Annotated in this window: 19 protein-coding genes; 10 read left to right on the top strand and 9 right to left on the bottom strand. The window is 60.4% G+C overall.

Annotated features, from left to right (window positions below; all coding sequences use genetic code 11):
* The 5 genes from ACN0SD_RS05345 to ACN0SD_RS05325 form a co-directional block, all read left to right on the top strand.
* The coding region (locus ACN0SD_RS05345; RefSeq protein WP_417807182.1) for a hypothetical protein at positions 1 to 612 on the top strand (612 nt) is incomplete at its 5' end.
* A gap of 622 nt (positions 613 to 1234) precedes the next feature.
* Positions 1235 to 1465 (top strand): helix-turn-helix transcriptional regulator, encoded by a 231-nt coding sequence (locus ACN0SD_RS05340; RefSeq protein ID WP_417807181.1) that lies wholly within the window; start codon positions 1235 to 1237, stop codon positions 1463 to 1465.
* Complete coding sequence (locus tag ACN0SD_RS05335) at positions 1462 to 1803, top strand: hypothetical protein (RefSeq protein WP_417807180.1); 342 nt, start codon at positions 1462 to 1464, stop codon at positions 1801 to 1803. Before ACN0SD_RS05340 ends, ACN0SD_RS05335 begins: the two co-directional genes overlap by 4 nt.
* Before the next feature lie 834 nt (positions 1804 to 2637).
* Positions 2638 to 3021: a hypothetical protein gene (locus ACN0SD_RS05330; protein WP_417807179.1), complete on the top strand. Its 384-nt coding sequence runs from the start codon at positions 2638 to 2640 to the stop codon at positions 3019 to 3021.
* A gap of 80 nt (positions 3022 to 3101) precedes the next feature.
* Positions 3102 to 3422, top strand: a complete 321-nt coding sequence (locus tag ACN0SD_RS05325; protein ID WP_417807178.1) for a hypothetical protein — start codon at positions 3102 to 3104, stop codon at positions 3420 to 3422.
* A 128-nt stretch (positions 3423 to 3550) separates the two neighbouring features.
* Here the strand turns inward: ACN0SD_RS05325 and ACN0SD_RS05320 are convergent, their stop codons facing one another.
* A complete protein-coding gene (locus tag ACN0SD_RS05320; RefSeq protein ID WP_417807195.1) occupies positions 3551 to 4009 on the bottom strand; it encodes an Lrp/AsnC family transcriptional regulator in 459 nt (152 codons plus the stop codon).
* 132 nt (positions 4010 to 4141) lie between these two features.
* Between ACN0SD_RS05320 and ACN0SD_RS05315 the strand changes: the two genes are divergently transcribed.
* Entirely contained in the window at positions 4142 to 7573 is a 3432-nt protein-coding gene (locus ACN0SD_RS05315; RefSeq protein ID WP_417807177.1) for an indolepyruvate ferredoxin oxidoreductase family protein, read from the top strand.
* Between the two features lie 20 nt (positions 7574 to 7593).
* On the opposite strand, the gene ACN0SD_RS05310 is transcribed toward ACN0SD_RS05315, so the two are convergent.
* From ACN0SD_RS05310 to paaN, 7 genes are all read right to left on the bottom strand, one after another.
* Positions 7594 to 9537, bottom strand: a complete 1944-nt coding sequence (locus tag ACN0SD_RS05310) for a 3-hydroxyacyl-CoA dehydrogenase NAD-binding domain-containing protein (RefSeq protein ID WP_417807176.1) — start codon at positions 9535 to 9537, stop codon at positions 7594 to 7596.
* Positions 9538 to 9547: 10 nt separating this feature from the next.
* Positions 9548 to 10249 carry an ABC transporter ATP-binding protein gene (locus tag ACN0SD_RS05305; protein ID WP_417807175.1) on the bottom strand — a complete coding sequence of 234 codons (702 nt, stop codon included), beginning with the start codon at positions 10247 to 10249 and terminating at the stop codon, positions 9548 to 9550.
* Positions 10236 to 11021 (bottom strand): ABC transporter ATP-binding protein, encoded by a 786-nt coding sequence (locus ACN0SD_RS05300; RefSeq protein ID WP_417807174.1) that lies wholly within the window; start codon positions 11019 to 11021, stop codon positions 10236 to 10238. Before ACN0SD_RS05300 ends, ACN0SD_RS05305 begins: the two co-directional genes overlap by 14 nt.
* Positions 11018 to 11974, bottom strand: coding sequence for a branched-chain amino acid ABC transporter permease (locus ACN0SD_RS05295; protein ID WP_417807173.1), 957 nt, complete (start codon positions 11972 to 11974; stop codon positions 11018 to 11020). Before ACN0SD_RS05295 ends, ACN0SD_RS05300 begins: the two co-directional genes overlap by 4 nt.
* 3 nt (positions 11975 to 11977) lie before the next feature.
* Entirely contained in the window at positions 11978 to 12850 is an 873-nt protein-coding gene (locus ACN0SD_RS05290; RefSeq protein WP_417807172.1) for a branched-chain amino acid ABC transporter permease, read from the bottom strand.
* Between the two features lie 77 nt (positions 12851 to 12927).
* Entirely contained in the window at positions 12928 to 14064 is a 1137-nt protein-coding gene (locus ACN0SD_RS05285) for an ABC transporter substrate-binding protein (protein WP_417807171.1), read from the bottom strand.
* 52 nt (positions 14065 to 14116) lie between these two features.
* Entirely contained in the window at positions 14117 to 15769 is a 1653-nt protein-coding gene (paaN, locus tag ACN0SD_RS05280; protein WP_417807170.1) for a phenylacetic acid degradation protein PaaN, read from the bottom strand.
* Positions 15770 to 15864: 95 nt separating this feature from the next.
* Between paaN and paaG the strand changes: the two genes are divergently transcribed.
* From paaG to ACN0SD_RS05260, 4 genes are all read left to right on the top strand, one after another.
* Positions 15865 to 16659, top strand: a complete 795-nt coding sequence (paaG, locus tag ACN0SD_RS05275) for a 2-(1,2-epoxy-1,2-dihydrophenyl)acetyl-CoA isomerase PaaG (protein ID WP_417807169.1) — start codon at positions 15865 to 15867, stop codon at positions 16657 to 16659.
* Positions 16660 to 16691: 32 nt separating this feature from the next.
* Entirely contained in the window at positions 16692 to 17117 is a 426-nt protein-coding gene (gene paaI / locus ACN0SD_RS05270) for a hydroxyphenylacetyl-CoA thioesterase PaaI (RefSeq protein WP_417807194.1), read from the top strand.
* A gap of 39 nt (positions 17118 to 17156) precedes the next feature.
* Positions 17157 to 18467, top strand: a complete 1311-nt coding sequence (gene paaK, locus ACN0SD_RS05265; RefSeq protein ID WP_417807168.1) for a phenylacetate--CoA ligase PaaK — start codon at positions 17157 to 17159, stop codon at positions 18465 to 18467.
* A 91-nt stretch (positions 18468 to 18558) separates the two neighbouring features.
* Positions 18559 to 19158, top strand: a complete 600-nt coding sequence (locus ACN0SD_RS05260) for a TetR family transcriptional regulator (RefSeq protein WP_417807167.1) — start codon at positions 18559 to 18561, stop codon at positions 19156 to 19158.
* A gap of 75 nt (positions 19159 to 19233) precedes the next feature.
* Here the strand turns inward: ACN0SD_RS05260 and paaZ are convergent, their stop codons facing one another.
* Positions 19234 to 21297, bottom strand: coding sequence for a phenylacetic acid degradation bifunctional protein PaaZ (gene paaZ, locus ACN0SD_RS05255; RefSeq protein ID WP_417807166.1), 2064 nt, complete (start codon positions 21295 to 21297; stop codon positions 19234 to 19236).
* Positions 21298 to 21311 lie beyond the last annotated feature (14 nt).

Here is a 21311-nt window from a genome sequence, read left to right as displayed (position 1 = left end):
ATCGCGCTCGAGCGAGACCTGACCGGCAGGGTTGAGACGTTGCTGCGGGTTCTTCCGATCCTCGGGATCCGTCAGGCTCTTCGCCCGGAGTCAGCACCCGCAAAGCCCGGGCTGGTCCCAGCAACGAACGATCCCGCCCGAGATCTGGTGATGACGCCCCCGGATCTGGCGGCCAGGATCATCGCGCATTTCGCGGACCGGATGTCCGGGCATGTGCTCGACCCGGCACTGGGCACAGGCGCGCTTCACGACCAGTTTCCCGATCATGTCGAACGCTCTTGGTGCGAGCTGGCGCTCGGTCGGGATTTCCTCGCGTGCAGCGATCCGGTCGACTGGATCATGACGAACCCGCCTTGGTCAAAGCTCCGGGAGTTCACCCGGCACGCAATGACGATCAGTGAGAACGTGGTATGGCTCGCGCCGCTCACCAACCTGACCACCAAGGCGCGACTGCGTGATCTCGACCAGCAGGACTACGGGATTGCCGAGTTGGTCCTGATCGACACGCCCAAGGGTTGGCCCCAGAGCGGGTTTCAACTCGTTGCGGCCCATATTGCGCGCGGCCATACAGGCGGCTGGATGATGTCGCGGCTCTCGGATCAAGACGTCTAAAATCAGAAGTCATCGGCCCCGCCATCAACCGCTGCCCCTACCCCGACCGCGGCGCCCTGATCGCCGATCCTCCGTTCTTTTGACCGTTTGTGGCAATATTTGCCAAAGCGCCCTGAAGTGGTCGATTGCTTGTAAGCGCCCCGTCATCCACCCAAAGCGCGAGAACATGCCATACGCCGCCGCGGCAGACATCGTAGCGAGCGCGAAGCTCATCGTCATCGGCAGGGAAATAGGCCCCCTCCCTCAAGATCCCGGCAGGCGACGTTTTCAACCCGACAAAGAAGTCATTTCAATTGATCTATAACCGGAACAAGAACCTAGAGCGCCCCGTAAACCCGATGAACAGCGGCCAAGGTTTTCCGTATTTTCCATCTTTAAGCATGCAGAGCCAATGCGTGGCCGTGGAGCGGATGCGGGCTTGCGGTCGAGGATTTATCTGGAATTTTCGCTTTATAGAATGAAAGCAGACAGTTATCCACATAAAGCAACCCCTCGTTTGTCGTTTCCATTTCGCACGCCTTGTCACCGTCGCCTAAAATCGAAGCAAGGCAGCGGCTCCTCGTGGATCACCGATGCCCGGCCGGAAACCCGGTCTGAACCGAGCACAAACGATGAGGCAATAATGATGCAATCTCCCCCCACAAACGCAGCCCCGCTGCGCTTGATTACCAAGATGGATTTGATGACGCTGTTGAGCTGGAGCGAGGCATCGATCGACAGGCGGCTGCGTGAAGATCCGGAGTTTCCGACACCTCTGCGTCTCGGCCCTGGAAGTATCCGCTGGCGCTTGGACGAGGTTCTCGCGTTCATCGAGAACCTGCCGCGCGCCCATAATTGGGGAGATGACGAATGACACGGTCGATCCAGGCATTCGGGCCTGAGCGCGTCGAAGTGACGCTCAAGGCGGAGGAAGCCATTTTGTTCTGGGCGCTGCTCGACGCCGGCGGCTACACGAGTAAGGCGGCCTATGCCCGGGCCGCTTTGCTGAGCGGACATGTGCTGGATCTCGACAAGCTGAGCGAGATGTTGGGCGAGATCGGGCTCAGGCTCAACGAGCTGATTGCCATCATCACTAGCGATGGTATTTTTCGGCAGGTAGATCCCGCGATCGCGCAGTTTGTGACCGCCGTGGCCGCGCTCGAAGACTATCTTCGCGATGCCCCCGGGAGGCATGGATGCGACCTCACCTGACCTGGCACAGCAATCCGCACGCCGCTGGCTTATATGCCGATCGTGGACCAGATTCCGAATTTGTCGATGGGACGATCGTGGCTTTGAATGACGCCACGATCAGGGAGCAATTTGCACGGCTGCGCCCTCCTAGCGGGATCGCGCGACCTTATCTTTTCGTGACAATCTCACTGCCGGAAGGGGTCAATCTTCTCCCCGCCCATCGGAACGCGTTTCTGAAAAAGCTGATTAGCCTGATGGGAATGTCGCCAGCGGGGGTCCCGTGGATGGGCTGGGAGCATTTCGGGACCCACTCGCAGCATTTCCATTTGCTCAACCTTCCCCAGACTTTTGCCGGGCGCAAAATCGACCTCGGCCCATCCAAATCGCTTTGTGAATATCTGGACAAGGAGCTGAGTGCTTGGCTCGGCCTTCCGACCCCCTATTATTTCGACGCGCGCAGTGGTCCACGACTTGAACCGCACTTCCCGAAGCGTCGCCTGAACACGAAGGCTAAACGCGACATCGCCGTAGCGCTGGTCGATATCTCGATCAAGAAACAGCCGCGCGACATAACAGAATTCCGCAATGAGCTTTCAGCCCATAGTGGCTACGAGGTGAGTAAAAGCCTGAACCTGCACGGGGTCGCCAGCTACGAATTCAGTGGTCCCGACCTAAAGGCAATCCGCGGCGGTCAACTTTCGCCCGAACTCGAGCCGCGGATCATCCGGGCGCGTTTCGATCGAGCCCTCAACCTGCGCAACCTTCGCGCGCGGATCGAGCTCGTTGCGCTCACACGCTCATTCACGAGATCCGCTCTGGATCAACACTTGCGCATCATGAAGGAGATTGAAGATGCCCGACCTACAAGTCCCCTCCCGCGATTTGGCGAGCCTGACGCTCGCGCATCGCAAGCTCGACGAGGTTTTGAAGACCGGCGGCACGATTCAGGAGACGATCGATGTGATCCGGGGCCTGATCCTCGATCAGATGATGCATCCCGAGGGCGAGCCAGCGGATCTGGCGCAGGTCTTGGGGGAACTGATCGCGACGCTAACGCGCACGATCGGAGAAATGCGCGATACCGCGAACAGCCATGCAAACGAGATCAAAGCGCTGCGATCGCAGATCGACGCGATGGCCACCGAGCAAAAGACACGGGATGCACAGATCTCGCGCCAGCTGAGCCTTTTGCTCGACGCTCTGGGTTTGCAGCTCCCGGTTCCCTCGGAGAGCTGATCTCACGAGTTGTTCGGGCTGCGCGCGAGGCGAAAGCTGACATCATTCTGCGTGTCGACGCGGTTTCGAAGCATCTTCACGTGCGCTTCCGGGATGAAACAGAGATCGGTCTTGACCGTGACAAGGTCTGGCTGCGCAAGACAGGCGATGGCACTGCGATGCGTGCGTTTCTGCGCCACTTTGCAACCCTGTCTGATATGCAAATGGCCAACCTGACGCTGGGCCGAATCCATCGCACGGATCAAATCCTTGCCATCACACGACAAGCGCTGCAGTTGCTAAACGAGGCACGCCGCTCGGAAACCGAGACGGAGATCGACATCGAGCCCCCCGATCCTTCGGATGATCCGGAGGTCGAAGGGCCGGAGGTAGAAGGGCCGGAGGTCGACGGGTCGTTCTGAACGGGCACCTGAAACAGCGCGGCGCTGATGGCAGCGTCTATTGGCTGGAAAACACAGGCACCAAACCCGCTCAGCGGGCGCAAAACGGCGCTGAATTTAGGCCAGTGAGCGTCCAAGGATCGGGGGGCTCACAACGGAAGCTCGTGGCTACGTTTGATCTCGCGCAGGACGACATTGGTTTCCGCGCTTTGAACGGCAGGCAGGCGGAACAGAAACTCTTCGAGGAAGACGTTGTAGGCGTCGATATCCTTGCACAGAAGGCGCAGATGATAGTCCGCCTGACCGGTGGTCGCGTAGCATTCCAGCACCTCGGCGCGGGTCGTGATCGCGTCGATAAACTCATGGAGATGCTCGGGATTGTGACGCGTCAGGCGAACCTGTATCAAGGCGCTAAAGCCCAGCCCGGCGACGCGTGGCGATAGCTCGGCGTTGTAGCGTTCGATCAGACCCTGCTCTTCAAACAGACGCACTCTACGCCAGCATGCCGAGGCAGACATGCCAACACGCTGCGCGATCTCGGCATTCGAGACACGGGAATCCGCTTGCAGGATCTTGAGAATTTCTTTGTCACGACCGTCCAGTTCCATCTGGATAATATGACCACACACGGCGCTTAAGTCGATACAGTTTTTCGCATTGGCGCCAGAAACGCTCAAAACAAGATCAGATTATTCATTGAGCGCGTGATATATTTCCGATGATTGTAGGGGGGAGTTGCCATGAACGAGACCACGCATCACTTTCAAAGCTATGCTTTGTCGGATCGCTATGACGCATCGCAAGGCCGGGTGTTTCTAACCGGAACGCAGGCTTTGGTGCGGATCATGTTCGATCAGGCGCGGCGCGATCACGCGGCAGGCTTGAACACCGCAGGGTTCATTTCGGGCTACCGCGGCTCTCCGCTTGGCGGGCTTGATCTGGAGCTGTGGCGTTCGCGCGCGCAAACCGACGCGGCGGGCATCACCTTTCTGCCTGCGGTGAACGAAGACCTTGGCGCAACGGCGGTGCTGGGGGCGCAGCAAGCCGCGCTTGACCCCGATGCCACGGTCGAGGGCGTGTTTTCAATGTGGTATGGCAAAGGCCCCGGCGTTGATCGCTCGGGCGATGCGCTGCGCCATGGAAATGCCTACGGGTCCTCGCCCAAAGGGGGCGTTTTGGTGGTCGCGGGTGATGATCACGGCTGCGTTTCCTCGTCAATGCCCCATCAATCCGATGTGGCCTTCATGACGTGGTTCATGCCGACGCTGAACCCCGCCAATGTCGCAGAATACCTGAGTTTCGGAGAATATGGGATCGCGCTAAGCCGCCATTCAGGCACTTGGGTCGGGTTTAAGGCGATTTCTGAGACGGTAGAAAGTGGCCAATCCGTCGAACTGCCCCAAGACCGGGTGTTTTCGCTGCCCGAAATCGACTTGCCGCCGGGCGGGCTGCATGTGCGCCGCTCGGATCTGCCCAGTCCGCTGATCGAAACCCGAATCGAACACAAGCTGCGCGCGGTCGAGGCCTTTGTCGAGGCCAACCCGATTGATCGCCACATCTATGACATCCATGATGCCAGCTTTGGCATTGTCACCACGGGCAAAGGCCATCTTGATCTGATGGAGGCGCTGCGGCTTTTGGGAATTGATGAGGCCGCGTGCCGTCGCCTTGGCATTGATATCTACAAGGTCGGCATGGTCTGGCCGCTGGCGCGCCGCGATGCGCTCGCCTTTGTGCGCGGCAAGACCGAGGTGCTGGTGATTGAGGAAAAGCGCGGTATCATCGAGAGCCAGTTCAAAGAGTATTTCTACGACTGGCCCGGCGACAAGCCCAAGAAGATGGTGGGCAAGCACCGCGCGGCAGGCGACCCGCTGGTGCCGTGGACGGGAGAGCTAAGCCCGCTTGCTCTTGTGCCCATCGTGGCAGAGCGTCTGAACACCTATTTCCCTGATGAGGGCCTGCTGGCCCGCGCCCGCGCGCTGACCGATCATCCGCCCCGGATTCTCAACGTGCCGGGCGCGACCCGCACCCCCTATTTCTGCTCGGGGTGTCCACATAACACTTCGACCAAACTGCCCGAGGGCAGCAAGGCGGCCTCTGGTATCGGCTGTCATGTGATGGCCAGTTGGATGGACCGCGAAACCGGCGGCTATGCCCAGATGGGCGCCGAGGGCGTGCCTCATCTGGTTGCGTCAAAATACACCGGCGGCAAGCATCTGTTCCAAAACCTCGGGGAAGGAACATGGTATCATTCCGGCTCGCTCGCGATCCGTCAGGCGGTCGCGGTGGGGGCCAATATCACCTACAAAATCCTCTATAATGATGCGGTCGCGATGACGGGTGGCCAGCCCGTCGATGGCCCGATCAGTGTCAGTGCCATCGCGCAGACCTGCCGCGCTGAAGGGGTCGATCGGATCGCGCTGATCTCGGACGACATCGCGAAATTCAACCGCGCCGATTTCCCGCAGGGAACCAGTTTCAACCCGCGCGAAGACCTCGATACGGTTCAGCGCGAGCTGCGCGACGTGCGCGGCGTCAGCATCCTGATTTATGAGCAGACCTGCGCCACTGAAAAACGCCGCCGCCGCAAGCGCGGCACGATGCCCGACCCCAAGCGGTTTGCCTATATCAACCCCGCGGTGTGCGAAGGCTGCGGAGATTGCTCGGTGGAAAGCAACTGTCTGAGCATTGAGCCGCTCGACACCGAATTTGGGCGCAAGCGCAAAGTCAATCTATCGACCTGCAACAAGGACTTCTCGTGCCTCAACGGTTTCTGCCCCAGTTTCGTGACAGTGGAAGGCGCGGTGCGGCGCAAGAAAACCGGGCGCGATCTGGATGTGGCAAGCTTGCTGCGCGCCCTGCCCGCACCGGACATGTCGAACCTTGCCAAGCCTTATGACCTTCTGGTGACCGGTGTTGGCGGCACGGGTGTGGTCACGGTCGGGGCGCTGATCACGATGGCGGCGCATCTTGAGGGCAAAGGTGCCTCTGTTCTTGATTTCACCGGGTTTGCGCAGAAATTCGGCACCGTGCTCAGCTATATTCGTCTTGGTCAAAGCCCCGACGCGATCCATCAGGTGCGCACCGATATCGGCTCGGCCGAAGCGGTTATTGCCTGCGATATCGTGGTGTCCTCGGCACCGCGCGCGTCGACCTATTTCAAGCCCGGCTCGCGGATCGTGCTCAATACCGCGGAAATGCCAACCGGTGACTTGGTGTTGCATCGCGATGCGAGCCTGAGTGTCGATCTGCGCGAACAGGCGATCCGCAGCATCGCGGGAACCGACAACGTCTGGAGTTTTGACGCCAACGCATTGGCTGAGACGCTTTTGGGCGACAGCGTGTTCGCCAATGTCATCTTGCTTGGCTATGCGTGGCAAAAAGGGCTGGTGCCGGTCAGCGAAGCGGCGCTCAAACAGGCGATCACGCTGAACGCCGTAGCGGTTGAGAAAAACGCCCGCGCGTTCGATCTGGGCCGGGTGCTGGCAGAGACGCCAGAGACCATCCTTGCGCCCGAAGCCCCGACCGCGCCGCCAAGCGTTGATGCGCTCATCGCCAAGCATGTGGCGTTTCTGACCGGGTATCAAAATGCCCGCTACGCAGAGCGCTACAAACGCACGCTCACGCGTTTCCGTGCGGCTCTGCGCGATGATCTGGATCCAGCCTGTGCGCAGGATCTGACCACAGCGGCAGCCAAATCGCTGTTCAAGCTGATGGCCTATAAGGACGAATACGAGGTCGCGCGCCTGCATGGGCAAGACAGTTTCGCCGCCGCCTTGGCGCAGGAATTCGAGCCCGGTTTCAAGATCAATTACCACATGGCCCCGCCGATATTCTCACGCAAGACAGATGCGCACGGTCGGCCCGTTAAGCGCAGCTTTGGCCCATGGATGACGCCTGCGCTGCGTGCTCTGGCAAAGCTGCGCGGCCTGCGGGGAACGAAGTTCGATCTGTTTGGCTACAGCCAAGAGCGCAAGCAAGAGGTCGCCCTGATCGACTGGTTCGAAAGCCTTCTCGCAACCTTGCCCGCGTTGATCTCTGATCAAACCGTAGCCTCAGCGCAAGAAGCGCTAGAAATGCCGATGCAATTTCGCGGCTACGGCCCGGTCAAAGAGGACGCAATCCGCAAGTTCAAACCCAAGGCAGACGCGCTTGTCAAAGCCCTAGCTTAGGACAGGCGCGCCCGAGCGCTCTAGCGGTGTTTCCCGCTTGCAAACATCGGGCCACCTTTCCAGCGCGGGAACCCATAACCGTGGATCTCGACCAGATCGATATCGCTGGCCTTATCGGCGATCCCTTCGTCAAGAATGGCCTCGCCTTCGGCAGCCATCGCCGCAATCAGTTGCGCAGCGATCTGAGCATCTTCAAGATTGGGCGCGTCCTTGGCGATGTGGCCTGCAAGCAGCTCTGCCACGCGCGTTGAGGGCTGGGGCGTGCGATCGCCTTGGCTGTAATCATACCAGCCGCCGCCGGTTTTTTGCCCCTTGCGCCCTGCCCCAACAAGGATATCGCCCAGCGTCTCAGGCACGTCCTGACCCATTGCGCGCGCGCCCTCGCGTTGCAGATAGGCGATGTCGAGCCCGCCCAGATCCTGCGCCTCAAACGGCCCCATCCGAAAGCCATAGCCGCGCATCGCGGCGTCGATCTGCGCAATCGGCACACCGTCCCGCACGAGAGTTTCGGCCTCGGCGCGGTAGCGCTTGAGAATGCGATTGCCGATGAACCCCTCGCAGATGCCAGCACGAACCGGGATTTTATTCAACTGCTTGGCCAGCGCAAAAGCCGTGGCTAGCACCTCGGGCGCCGTCTCTGGCAGCGGTACGATTTCCAGCAGCTTCATGATCTGGGCGGGGCTGAAGAAATGCAGCCCGATAAAGCGCTCAGCCCCTGGCAATCCCGCAAAAATCTCGCGCGGGTCTATATAAGAGGTGTTCGTGGCCAAGATCGCATCGCGACGACAGTGCGTGATCAGGTTTTCAAAGACCTGACGCTTGACGGACAACTCCTCGAAAACTGCCTCGATCACCAGATCACATTCTGACAGGGCCGCATAATCGGTGGCCCCCGTGACCCCGGCCATCAGCGCATCGCGCGCCTCTTCGGTCAATTTGCCCCGCTTGATCGCACCCGCAAAGGTCTTGGCCAGCGTGTCGATCCCACGTGCCAGCGCCTGATCGTCGCGCTCGATCAGCACCACCGGCAGCCCGGCGCTACGCAGGGCTGCGGCGATCCCTGCCCCCATCGTGCCACCGCCCACGACGCCAACCTGCGCCAGCTTACGCGGGCTCACGTCGCGCAGCGTGTCGGGGCGTGGCGCGGCGCGCTCGGCAAAGAAGACCGCGCGCAATGCTGCCGCCTCATCCGAACTGCGCAGCGCAAGAAAGCTCTCGCGCTCGGCGGCCATGGCCTCCGTGAAAGGCAGCTCGGTCGCCCGGCGGATCGCGGCCAGCGCCTCAAGCGGCGCGCGATGGCCCTGCTTTTCCGCCAGTTTGCGCTTGGCCTCCCAGAACGCGTCATCCATCGCCGCGACCGGGCGCTCTGAAATCGGCGCAGGTAGGGGTTTGGCCAAAGCCGCCTTGGCAAAAGCAATCGCGCCTGCCTCCAGATCGCCCTCAATCACCGCATCAATCAGCCCGTGTTCGCGCGCCTTGGGTGCCGCCATCGGTTTGCCCGATGTCACCAGATCGACCGCCACCTCGACCCCGGCCAGACGCGGCGTGCGCACGGTGCCCGACGCACCGGGGATGATCCCAAGCGTGACCTCTGGCAGGCCGATCTTTGCCTGCGGCACGGCCACGCGAAACCGACACCCCATCGCGATCTCAAACCCGCCGCCCAAGGCAGCACCGTGGATAGCGGCGATCCAGGGCACGCGTGCGGCCTCAAGATGATCCACCAGATCGGGCAGATGCGGCGGCTCGGGCGTCTGGCCAAATTCGCGCACATCCGCGCCCGCAATAAACGTGCGGCCCTCACAGATCAGGATTGCCGCGCGCAAGGTCGGATCGGCATCGATCTCCTCGACGGCCTGCCACAGCGCTTTGCGCACCGCCGCCGAGATCGCATTGACGGGCGGGTTGTCGAGCGTGACGATGGCGATATCGCCCTGCGGACGGATCGAAACGGGAGTGTTCATATTGGCCTCTTCAGATTCCCAGATAGGCTTCGCGGATGCGCGGGTCCGCGATCAACTCGGCGGCGGGACCGGTCATCGTGATCTGGCCGGTTTCCATGACATAGCCACGATCCGCAATCTTGAGCGCGCCATAGGCGTTTTGTTCGACCAGCAGGATCGTGACATCGCGCGCGCGCAGGCTTTCCACCACCTCAAAGATTTGCGCAACGATCAGCGGCGCCAGCCCCATCGAGGGTTCATCAAGCAACAGGCAATGTGGCCGCCCCATCAAGGCGCGCGCAATTGCCAGCATCTGCTGCTGCCCGCCAGACAGTCCGCCCGCCACCAGATTGCGTTTTTCGCGCAGGATCGGGAACATCGCGAAAGCATCTTGCATATCGCGATCGACCCGCTCGTCGGTGAACAGAAACGCGCCCAGCCGCAGGTTTTCCTCAACCGACAGGTTGGTGAAAATCTGGCGTCCTTCGGGCGATTGCGCCAATCCGCGCCGTAAGCGGCGATAGGCGGGCACCGAGGTCAGCTCATCGCCGCGAAAATGAATGCGCCCCGCACTGACCGACTGCGTGCCCGACAAGCAGTGCAACAGCGTCGTCTTGCCCGCGCCATTCGCGCCCACAACGGTCACGATTTCGCCCGAGCGGACCTCGAGGTCCACGCCGTGCAACACCTCGATGCGCCCATAGGCCGAGCGTAGCCCCTCAACTGTCAGCATCGACACTCTCCTCATCCCCCGCGCCCAGATAGGCCGCGATCACCGCAGGGTTTTTCGACACGCTTTCCGGGCTGCCTTCTGCGATCTTTTCGCCGTGATCAAGCACAACGATATGGTTCGAGATCCGCATGACCATCTTCATGTCATGTTCAACCAGCAAGATCGCGATGCCCGATTTAGCCAGTTCCGCGATCAGGTGGTCGATCTCTTCGGTCTCGACCGCGTTGCACCCTGCGGCGGGCTCATCCAGCAGCAAGACGCGCGGCTGCATCGCAAGCGCACGCGCGATCTCAAGGCGTTTAAGCGCACCGTAAGACAGGTTTCCCGCCAGTTCTTCGGCGGCCTTGTCCAGACGCACCCGTTTGAGAAGCTCTTGGGCCTGTGCGCGTGCTATCTGGGAACGCCGGCGCGCGGCAGGCAAGGCCAAAAGATCGGCGATCAGCGAGCCGCTTTCGCTTTGGTGAAAGCCCACGATCACGTTTTCCAGAACCGTCATTTCCTGAAAAATCTGCAGGTTTTGAAAGGTGCGGGTCAGCCCCATGCGCGCAAGGCGATGCGGCTCGGCTGCGGTCACGTCTTTCCCGTCAAGGCGCACATGACCGCTATCGGGCAGATAAACGCCCGAAATCATGTTGAACAAGGTGGTCTTTCCCGCGCCGTTGGGGCCGATGATCGACACGATCTCACCCGGCTGAGCGGAAAACCCGACATCATCGACTGCGCGCAATCCGCCAAAGCCGATGCCAAGGCCTGATACTTCCAGCAAGCTCATTCGCCCCTCCCCTTCAACTTTGCCACGATCGAGGGCAACAGCCCACGGGGCAGGAAAATCATCACAAGGATCATCACCAGCCCCAGCACGACCTGTTCGTATTCAGCAAAGACCGTCAGAACCTGCGGCAGCAGCGTCAGGATTGCACTGCCCGTCACCGCGCCAAGGACCGAGCCGACGCCGCCCAGAACCGCCATCGTCACCATCTCAATCGAGTGCATGAAACCTGCGATATCAGGAGTGACAAACTGGTTTTGCAGCGCCAGAAGCGAGCCTGCGACCGATGCGTAGACGGCCGAGATAACAAACGCTTGCAGCTTGAGGCGGGCCACATCAATGCCCACGGTGCGCGCCGCCACCTCAGAGCCATGCAGCGCGCGCATCGCGCGCCCGGTGGCGCTTTGAAATAGGTTGAGCGCGATCCAGACACCGACCAGCATCGCCAGCGCGCTTAGGATATACCAAAACTCACCGCTCGACAGCTTCCAGCCCCATCCCCGCAGGATTTTACGCAGCGCGAGGCCTTGCACAGCCATCCCATCGGGACCGCCGGTCAAGGCGCGCTCATTGGTCAGAACCATGCTGACCAGAATGCCAAAGCCCAACGTCGCGACCGCCAGATAATAGCCGCGCAGCCGCAAGATCGGTTTGCCGATCAACACTGCCAGCAGCGCAGAGATCACGGCCCCGAGCAGGATCGCCAAGGACGGCGGTAGGCCTAAATGTTCGGGGGCCAGCGCACAGGCATATGCCCCGATCCCGGCAAATCCGGCATGGCCAAGACTGATCTGCCCGGCATAACCGATCAGGATCACAAGCCCGGTCACCGCCAGACCGTTGACGAAGATCAGCGCACCAACCCGGTAATAATAGCCCGAGGGAAAGAACAGCGGCAGCACGGCTACCAGCACCGCAAGCGCCGCCAATTGAGTCCATTTCGAAGACAGTTTCATGGTTCAGACCCTCTCCGTCGTGCTTTTGCCAAACAGGCCCTGAGGCATCACGAACAGCACCGCGAGGATCACGATAAAGGCGACCGCATCCTTGTATTGAGAACTCAGATAGCCAGCGGTCAGCGCCTCGAGAAGACCCAGCGAGATGCCCCCCACCAAAGCCCCCTTGGGGTTGCCCATCCCCCCCAGCATTGCGGCGGCAAATCCCTTGAGCGCAAGCCCGACACCCACGTCATAGCCCACCAGCGTGATCGGCGTGACAAGCACGCCCGCCAGCGCCCCGATCGCCGCCGAAAGCGCAAAAGACAGAGTCATGACCCAGCCGGTATTGATGCCGACAAGCTGAGCGGCAAGACGGTTATTTGCGGTAGCCAGCACCGCTTTGCCGGTCAGCGTTCTGGTGAAGAACAGCCATAAACCGATGAAAACAAACACCGCGCCACCAATCACCCACAGGCTTTGCGGCACGAGTGTCGCGCCAAAGATGTGGATCGGCGCATCGCCTGAGAAAGACGGAAAGCGGTGCAGTTGTTTGTCAAAGATCAGCTGCGCCGCGCCACGGATAAAGATCGAGGCGCCGATGGTGATGATGATCAGTGACACCACGGGCGCGCCGCGCGCGGGTTCCAGCGCAAGCTTGTTGAGCGCAACCCCGACCAGCGATGTGATCGCAATCGCGAGAACCGCCGCAAGTGGCAAGGGCAGCCCCGCCTGATAGGTGAAAACCGTGATCATCCCGCCCAGCATAACGAATTCGCCTTGCGCGAAATTCACCACGTCGGAGGCGTTGTAGATGATCGTAAACCCAAGCGCGACCAGCGCGTAAACCGCGCCAACCGTCACGCCGGACAGCATAAATTGCAACAAGGCGTCCATGAACGTCTCCGATGAAGTCTGGGCCATGTCCGGGGCGATCGCAAAACCGCCCCGGCCTCAGGAACTTGGCCTGTGAGTTAGTCGATCAGTGTCCAGCCGCCATCGCGAATCTCAAGCATCTTGAAGGCCGACAGATCGAGACCAAGATGATCCTCGGGCGAGAAGCTGTAGATGCCCGTGGTGCCGACATAGCCCTGCGTGGCCTCAAGCGCGTCGCGAATGGCCGCAGGATCACTGCCGCCTGACTTCATCGCATTGGTCATCAAATCGACAGCGTCATGGGCATAGCCGCCGAACGTCGAAACCGTCTCACCGTATTTCGATTCATAGGCGGTTTTATAGGCCGTCACGACGGGCTTTTGCGCATCGTCATCGGGCAAGATCGCGGCCACCAGCAGCGCAGTGCCCGGCAGGCGCACACCTTCGGCTGCCGCAGCCCCTGCCAGCTCGATGAACCCATCTGACGCAACCCCGTGGCTTTCATAAAGCGGCAGATCGATGCCAAGCTGGGCTTTGTTGCGCGTAACGATAGCCGGGCCTTGACCGAAACCGGGGTTGAGAATGGCCTGAACGCCGTCCGTATTGCGGATTTTGGTCAGCTGCGGTGTCATATCCGCATCTTGAGGCCCGTAAGTCTCGTCCGAGAGGATCTCGATTGCGTATTGGGGCGCAACATCCTTGCATTGCGCCTGCATCGAGGCACCAAACCCGTCGGTCCCCGAGATCATGCCAATCTTGGTGATCCCCTTTTGCTGCATATCGCTGAAGATCTTTTCACAGGCCATGCGGTCGGTATGGGGCGTCTTGAACACCCATTTACGCACCGGATCGATGATCTGGATGGCCCCCGCAAGCGAGATAAACGGAACTTCGGCATCTTCGGCAACCGACAGGATCGACATTGTCGTTCCGGTGGTCGAGCCGCCAATGATCGCGACGACCTCGTCATCCTCAACCAAGCGCGTGGCAAAGGTGCGCGCCTTGTTCGGATCGCCACCATCGTCATACAGCACCAGATCAATCTGTTCGCCGTTGATCCCGCCTGCTTCGTTGATCTGATCAACCATCATTTCGATGGTCTTGGCCTCGGGGTCGCCCAAGAAGGCCGCCGGGCCCGAAGCCGACAGGCTTGCCCCCAGCTTGATATCAGCCATCGCCGCAGTGCTTCCCAACACCACAAGCGCACTCAAAGCCGTTGTCGTTAGCAGTTTCATAGATAGTCCTCCCATACTCTCTAAAACCAAAGCTTGCCGTTGGCGCTTCTCCTCACGCCACTTTCGGCCAGCGGATCATCACGCGCCGGAACCGGGACGCGACGAAGGCGGTGTCCGTCAAACTGGCATTTCCTGCCGGATTGGCTCCGGTGACGTGAAAGTCGGAAAATGCAGCGGACTGATTGACATAGATATTGCCGGTCAGATTGACCGACAGATTAACCCCGGCTGCGGCAAAAGCCATCGCGGCCTGCGCGATCAAGTCCGGGTCATTGGCGTAAAGCGCAGCGGTAATCGCGCCTTTGCGCGCCGCGATGCCCGAGGCGCGCGCAATCGCATCTTGCGCGTCCTCGCAGGGGATTACAAAACTCACCGGGCCAAAGCACTCGTCGTCCTGCAGGCCCGGCCCCGCCCCATCTACCACCACCAAAAGCGGCGTGGCCGAGCGCCCTGCCCCCGTCTCCCCGCTCTCGCGCACCACCTGCCCCGCTTGACGCGCAGCCGCGACACGTTCCAGCGTCGCGGAGTTCACGATGGTGCCGCAAATCGCAGACGCAGCTTGGGCGTCCGCCAGCAAGGTGTCGATTGCCGCCACGATCCCGGCGACCACCTCGTCAAAGCTTTTGTGGCCCTCGGCGGTCTCAATCCCGTCGCGCGGAATGTAGATGTTTTGCGGCGCGGTACACATTTGCCCCGAATACAGCGACAACGAGAAGGCCAGATTGGCGCACATCCCCGCGAAATCATCCGTGCCGGTGATCGTGACCGAGTTCACGCCTGTTTCTTCGGTGAAAACAAGCGCCTGAGTGGCATTGGCACGCAGCCAATCCGCAAAGCTGGACGAGCCGGTGTAGTCGATAATCGCCACGGCAGGGTCGCTCGCCAACTGTTTGGTGATTTCAGCACCAGGCGCGTCAACAGCCAGCAACACTGCATCCTGCGGCAAACCGGCCTCGGCGAAGACGTCACGCAGGACCTTGACCGTTAGGGCCTGCGGCAAGATCGCGAGCGGGTGCGGCTTTACGATCACCGTGTTGCCCGTCGCGAGACTGGCAAACACGCCCGAATAGCTGTTCCAAGTCGGAAAGGTATTGCACCCGATTGCCAATGCCACGCCGCGCGGCACCAGTTGCCAGCGCTTTTCGATTACCAGCGGGTCGGATTTGCCTTGCGGCTTCTCCCAGACCGCCGTTTGCGCCGTGGCCGTCATCTCGATCCAGGCAGCCGCAATTGCCTCAAGCCCACGATCTTGGGCATGCGGGCCGCCAGCTTGAAACGCCATGGGAAAGGCTTGGCCCGTGGCGTGCATCGTAGCCTCGCCGATCAGGAATGACATCTGGTTCAGCCGGGTCAGCGCCTCGATCAACGCCCCTACGCGCGCCTGCATCGAGGCTTTGCCCCATAGCGCCCCGGCCGCATGCGATGCTGCGATCAGCGCAGCCGGAGGGGCCGCAGGATAGCTGATGGCCACATCCTGCCCCCAAGGGGACTGCTCTGCCCCGAGGCGCGCGGTCTCGGGATGGCCAGGTAGCGCGAACGCGTCGCCAAGCAGCGCCTCATAGGCTGCATGACCATCGCGGCGCGCATCGGCCCCGTAAATTTTAGTGCTAGGCGTTTCGGGAAAAGGCGTCCAGAATTCACGCGCGCGCCACGCATGCACGGCACGATCCAGCAAGTCGCGATGGCGATCAAAGAAATCCGTCATGTCTCCTCCCAGAGTTCGATTCGTATCATTGACCGACCGGACGGTTTATGCAACTATTTGTTTGAGGGGTTCGAAAAAGAGCCAGGGAGACAGACATGACATCATCACAAACTTTGCTTTCCTTTCAGGAGGCTGGCGTCCTGAAGCTGACGCTCAACCGTCCGGAAAAATTGAACTCTTTTAACGAAGAGATGCATCTCGCACTGCGCCGCGAACTTGAACGCGCCCGCGACGATGACGCGATTCGCGCGGTGCTTTTGACGGGGGCCGGACGAGGATTTTGCGCAGGCCAGGATCTGGGCGACCGCGATCCGCGCAAGGGAGGGCCCAAGCCTGATCTGGGCGCGACCATCGAGACCTTTTACAACCCGCTTCTGCGGCTGATCCGCAGCCTGGAAAAGCCGGTCATTTGCGCCGTCAACGGCGTGGCGGCGGGAGCGGGCGCGAATATCGCCTTTGCCTGCGACATCGTTCTGGCCGCGCAATCGGCGAAATTCATTCAGGCGTTTTCCAAGATCGGATTGATCCCGGATGCCGGTGGAAGCTGGTCACTGGCGCGCATTCTGGGTGAGCCGCGCGCCAAAGCCCTCACCCTTCTGGCCGAGCCCCTGCCCGCGCAGATGGCGGCTGATTGGGGGTTAATCTGGCGCGCCGTGGCAGATGATGCGCTCCAAGCCGAGTCCTTGGCGATTGCAACCAAGCTTGCAGCCGGTCCGACCAAGGGTCTGGGCCTGACCAAGCGTCTAATTCAAGAGGCCGCAACAAGCGATCTCGACACGCATCTTGATCGGGAACGCGACTGCCAGCGCGAAGCGGGTTTCACCGACGATTATGCCGAAGGCGTCACCGCCTTTCTCGAAAAACGTGCTGCAAATTTCACGGGACGCTAAGCATGGCCAAGGATCTGAAACCACTGACGGAAATGACACCGCAAGAGCTTGCCGAGGCCTGCGCCGCGACGATGTGGAACGACGATTCCGCCTCGCAACGCCTTGATATGGAGTTGCGCCACATCGCACCGGGGGCTGCCACTTTGGCGATGACCATCACCAAAGCCATGACCAACGGGCATGGAACGGCACATGGTGGCTATATTTTCACGCTGGCCGACAGCGCCTTTGCCTTTGCCTGCAACACCTACAATCAGGTGACGGTCGCGCAGCATTGCTCGATCACCTACATCGCGCCGGGCGCGAGCGGTGATCAGTTGATTGCCACCGCTATGGAGGTGTCGCGGCGCGGGCGCTCGGGCATCTACGACGTGCATATCACGCGCGCGGACGGAACCTTGATCGCAGAATTTCGCGGCCATTCCCGCAGCCTCGGGACACCGCATCTGTCGGACTAGAGTCCGACGACAAACGTATGATTTTTGGGAGGAAACCAGATGATCAACCTAAACCCCAGCAAAGATATTCTCGATCCGATCGAGACCGCCTCGCGTGACGAAATCTCCGCGCTGCAGTTTCACCGGATGCGGCGCTCGCTGACGCATTCCTATGAAAACTCACCCTTCTATCGCAAACGCTTTGACGAGCATGGCGTGCATCCCGAAGATCTCAAATCGCTGTCCGATCTGTCGAAATTTCCCTTCACCTACAAGCAGGATCTGCGCGACAACTACCCGTTCGGCATGTTCGCCGTGCCGCGCAAAGACTTGGTGCGCGTGCATGGATCGTCGGGCACGACCGGCAAACCCACGGTGGTGGGCTATACCAAGGGCGATATTGATGTCTGGGCCGATGTCGTCGCGCGTTCTATCCGCGCCTCGGGCGGGCGGCCCGGCGACATCTGCCACATCGCCTATGGCTATGGGCTGTTCACCGGCGGGCTTGGGGCCCATTACGGCGCAGAACGCTTGGGCTGCACGGTTGTGCCGATCTCGGGCGGGATGACAGAGCGTCAGGTGACCTTGATGCAAGATTTCAAGCCCGACATCATCATGGTGACCCCGTCCTATATGCTCTCGATCCTTGATGAATTCCGCCGTCAGGGGATCGATCCGCGCGAAAGCTCTCTCAAGGTCGGCATTTTTGGTGCCGAGCCCTGGACCAACAAGATGCGCGAAGAGATCGAGCAAGCATTTGATATGCATGCCGTTGATATTTATGGACTATCCGAGGTGATGGGGCCGGGTGTCGCGAATGAATGTGTCGAGACCAAAGACGGGCTGCATGTCTGGGAGGATCACTTCTACCCCGAGATCATTGATCCCGTCAGCGGCGAGGTGCTGCCCGATGGCGAAATGGGCGAGTTGGTCTTTACCACGCTCACCAAGGAAGGGCTGCCGATGGTGCGCTATCGCACCCGCGATCTGACGCGGCTTTTGCCGGGCACTGCGCGCTCGATGCGGCGGATTGAAAAGATCACCGGGCGCAGCGACGACATGATCATCCTACGCGGCGTCAACGTCTTTCCAACACAGATCGAAGAGCAAATCCTGAAAGTGAAAGGACTTGCGCCGCATTTCCAGATCGAGTTGGTGCGCGCGGGCCGGATGGATGCGATGATCGTGCATGTCGAAGCAACACCCGATCAGGCCAGCGCCGACGCACGCAGCGCGTGCTCAAAGGAACTGGCCCATCACATCAAGTCGGTGGTCGGCGTGTCATCCAAAATCGACGTCCACGATCCCGAACAGATTGCGCGCTCTGAGGGCAAAGCCAAACGGGTGGTCGACAATCGCCCCAAAGAATAGCCCGACCGACTGGTCAATCACATACTTACTAGTCTATAGGGGGGGCAAACTTGCCCCCTTTAGCATTCAGGCCCATCAGGAGACTGACCCCATGGCCAGAACACGCGCCAGCGATTTTGAAGAAAAACAACACAACTTGCTGCTCGATGCCGCACGAGTCTTTGCCTCCTTGGGAATGGAGAAAGCCTCGATGTCGCAGATCGCGCTTGAGGCGGGCGTGTCGAAATCGCTGCTGTATCACTACTACCCCTCGAAAGATGCGCTTATTTTCGCGATCATTCAGGCTCATCTTGAAGACCTCGATTACGCATTGGCCGAGGCAAATGACGCCACGCTTCCCCCTCATGAGCAGCTCAAGGCTTTGGTCATGGTGGTGCTGGACGCCTATCGCGGCGCTGACGATCAGCACAAGGTTCAGCTTAATGCAGGACCTGCGCTTTCGGATGCGCAGAAAGCAGAACTGACCAAGCTTGAGCGCAAGATCGTCGCCTATTTTTCAAACGTGTTATGCGCGATTCATCCCGAGCTTGATCGACCAGAACGCCCGCTGGTGATGCCCGTGACGATGTCGCTGTTTGGCATGATGAACTGGGTCTATATGTGGTTCAAGGAAGGCGGGCCGATCTCGCGTGAGGATTACGCCGAAGTTGCAACAACGCTTATCCTTGAGGGCGTGAAAGCTGTGCGCTAAGGCCCGAGAATCCATACGATTATTAAAAAAGGCCCAGACGTTTGTCCGGGCCTTTTGAGTTTTCATGGTGTCAGATCAGGCCACTGGCGGCCATGTCTTGGCCACCATCGTCAGCACGTCATACTGGGCAACGACCTCGTCTTTCTGGTTACTCACCCGACAATCCCAGCGCACCTCGCCGTAATCGCCATTGGCGCGCGGGTTGATTGCCTTGCAGGTCAGACGCACTTGCAGGCTGTCCCCGAAATAAACCGGGGTCAGGAAGCGCAAGTTATCCACGCCGTAATTGGCCAGAACCGGCCCCGGCTCGGGATCGACAAACAGGCCCGCCGCGAAAGACGCGATCAGGTAGCCATGCGCCACGCGATCCTCAAAGAAGGGATTGGCCTTGGCCGCGTCGCTATTCATATGGGCGTAGAACGTGTCCCCCGTGAAATGGGCGAAATGCTCGACATCCTCTTGCGTGACTTCGCGCGACTTGGTGATGACCTGATCGCCGATGCGCAGTTCTGCAAGCGATTTGCGGAACGGATGGCCATCGGATTGCGCAGGCGCGCCCTCGACCCATTGCCCGGTCACCGCCGACAGCATCTCGGGCGTGCCCTGAATAGCGGTGCGCTGCATGAAATGCTTGACGCCACGGATGCCGCCCATTTCCTCGCCACCACCGGCGCGCCCCGGTCCGCCATGCACCAAAGGTGCGAGCGGCGAGCCGTGCCCCGTCGAGGTCTTGGCCGAGCCGCGATTGCCGATCAGGACGCGACCGTGATAAGGCGCAAGCCCCGTGACGATCTCGCGCGCAATATCGCGATCATTGGTGAACAGCGAGGACACAAGCGAGCCGCGTCCCTTACGTGCCAGCGCCACCGCCTCCTCTGCGTCGTCATATCCCATCACCGTGGCGACCGGACCGAACGCCTCAATCCCATGTGCCGCATCCGCCGACATCGGATCGCGTGCCCGCATCAGAATCGGCGCCATGAACGCGCCCTGTCCGGCATCGCCGCACATAAGCGTGACGTTTTCGGGATCGCCCGAGACGATCTCGCAATCGGCGGCAATTTCGCGGATCTTCTCGCGCACGCCATCACGATCCTTGCGCGAAACCAGCGCCCCCATCTGTACGCCTTCGCCGTCGGGCAGACCAATCGAGGTCTTGGCCAAACGCGCCGAAAGCGCCTCGATCACGGCATCTTCGAAGCGGTTGGGAACGATAGCGCGCCGGATCGCGGTGCATTTCTGCCCCGCCTTGACCGTCATTTCACGCGCGACTTCCTTGACGAACAGATCAAATTCCGGCGTGCCCGGTTCGGCATCCGCCCCAAGAACGGCGGCGTTCAGACTGTCGGCCTCCATCGTGAAGCGCACGGAGTTCTGCACGATTGCCGGCGTCGCCTTGAGCATCCGCCCCGTTCCCGCAGAGCCGGTGAATGTCACCACGTCCTGCTCGCTCACATGATCGAGCAGATCCCCGGCCGAGCCCGTCACCAACTGCAATGCGCCTTCGGGCAGCAGTCCCGTTTCCAGCATCCGGCGCACCACCAGCTCGGTGAGATAGGCGGTTTGCGATGCCGGTTTGACGATGCAAGGCATCCCCGCGATCAACGACGGCGCGATTTTTTCCAGCATCCCCCAAATCGGGAAGTTGAACGCGTTGATATGGACCGCGACGCCTTCCATCGGGTTTAGAACGTGCTGGGCAACAAACGATCCATCGCGCGAAAGCCTTTCGACGGCGCCTTCGGTGATCAGTTTCGCATTGGGCAGTTCCAAGCGCGCCTTGGACGAAAAGGTCAGCATCGTGCCGATGCCGCCATCAATGTCGATCCAGCCATCCTTGCGGGTCGCACCGGTGGCGAAGTTTTCGAGGTAAAACTCCTCTTTCATCTCCATCAGCTTCAGACCGATGGCCTTGAGCATCAAGGCACGCTCGTGGATCGTGTGCTTGCGCAGAGCAGGCCCGCCAACGCGACGCCCCCACTCCAGCGCGGCCTTGAAATCAAGCCCGTCGGTCCCGATCAGCGCGTGGATCTGACCGGTTGCGGCATTGTAAACCGGGCGCCCCTCGTCAGTGCCTGCACGCCAAGCTCCTTCAAGATAGCTTTGCAGACGGCGTGGTTTCACAGCCGTATCCTTCATGCCTTGTCCTTCCA

The sequence above is a fragment of the Thioclava sp. genome, assembly GCF_048263065.1.
Taxonomy (GTDB): domain Bacteria; phylum Pseudomonadota; class Alphaproteobacteria; order Rhodobacterales; family Rhodobacteraceae; genus Thioclava.
Note: the sequence above shows the minus strand (reverse complement) of the source record. Positions and strands in the feature narration are given on the sequence as shown.

Coding starts and splice junctions, on each gene's coding strand:
- ACN0SD_RS05335 (WP_417807180.1), top strand. CDS start 1,462: ATGACACGGTCGATCCAGGCATTCGGGCCTGAGCGCGTCGAAGTGACG.
- ACN0SD_RS05305 (WP_417807175.1), bottom strand. CDS start 10,249: ATGCTGACAGTTGAGGGGCTACGCTCGGCCTATGGGCGCATCGAGGTG.
- ACN0SD_RS05320 (WP_417807195.1), bottom strand. CDS start 4,009: ATGGAACTGGACGGTCGTGACAAAGAAATTCTCAAGATCCTGCAAGCG.
- paaN (WP_417807170.1), bottom strand. CDS start 15,769: ATGACGGATTTCTTTGATCGCCATCGCGACTTGCTGGATCGTGCCGTG.
- ACN0SD_RS05295 (WP_417807173.1), bottom strand. CDS start 11,974: ATGAAACTGTCTTCGAAATGGACTCAATTGGCGGCGCTTGCGGTGCTG.
- ACN0SD_RS05310 (WP_417807176.1), bottom strand. CDS start 9,537: ATGAACACTCCCGTTTCGATCCGTCCGCAGGGCGATATCGCCATCGTC.
- ACN0SD_RS05330 (WP_417807179.1), top strand. CDS start 2,638: ATGCCCGACCTACAAGTCCCCTCCCGCGATTTGGCGAGCCTGACGCTC.
- ACN0SD_RS05285 (WP_417807171.1), bottom strand. CDS start 14,064: ATGAAACTGCTAACGACAACGGCTTTGAGTGCGCTTGTGGTGTTGGGA.
- paaZ (WP_417807166.1), bottom strand. CDS start 21,297: ATGAAGGATACGGCTGTGAAACCACGCCGTCTGCAAAGCTATCTTGAA.
- ACN0SD_RS05290 (WP_417807172.1), bottom strand. CDS start 12,850: ATGGACGCCTTGTTGCAATTTATGCTGTCCGGCGTGACGGTTGGCGCG.
- paaI (WP_417807194.1), top strand. CDS start 16,692: ATGACACCGCAAGAGCTTGCCGAGGCCTGCGCCGCGACGATGTGGAAC.
- paaK (WP_417807168.1), top strand. CDS start 17,157: ATGATCAACCTAAACCCCAGCAAAGATATTCTCGATCCGATCGAGACC.
- ACN0SD_RS05340 (WP_417807181.1), top strand. CDS start 1,235: ATGATGCAATCTCCCCCCACAAACGCAGCCCCGCTGCGCTTGATTACC.
- ACN0SD_RS05315 (WP_417807177.1), top strand. CDS start 4,142: ATGAACGAGACCACGCATCACTTTCAAAGCTATGCTTTGTCGGATCGC.
- ACN0SD_RS05300 (WP_417807174.1), bottom strand. CDS start 11,021: ATGAGCTTGCTGGAAGTATCAGGCCTTGGCATCGGCTTTGGCGGATTG.
- paaG (WP_417807169.1), top strand. CDS start 15,865: ATGACATCATCACAAACTTTGCTTTCCTTTCAGGAGGCTGGCGTCCTG.
- ACN0SD_RS05260 (WP_417807167.1), top strand. CDS start 18,559: ATGGCCAGAACACGCGCCAGCGATTTTGAAGAAAAACAACACAACTTG.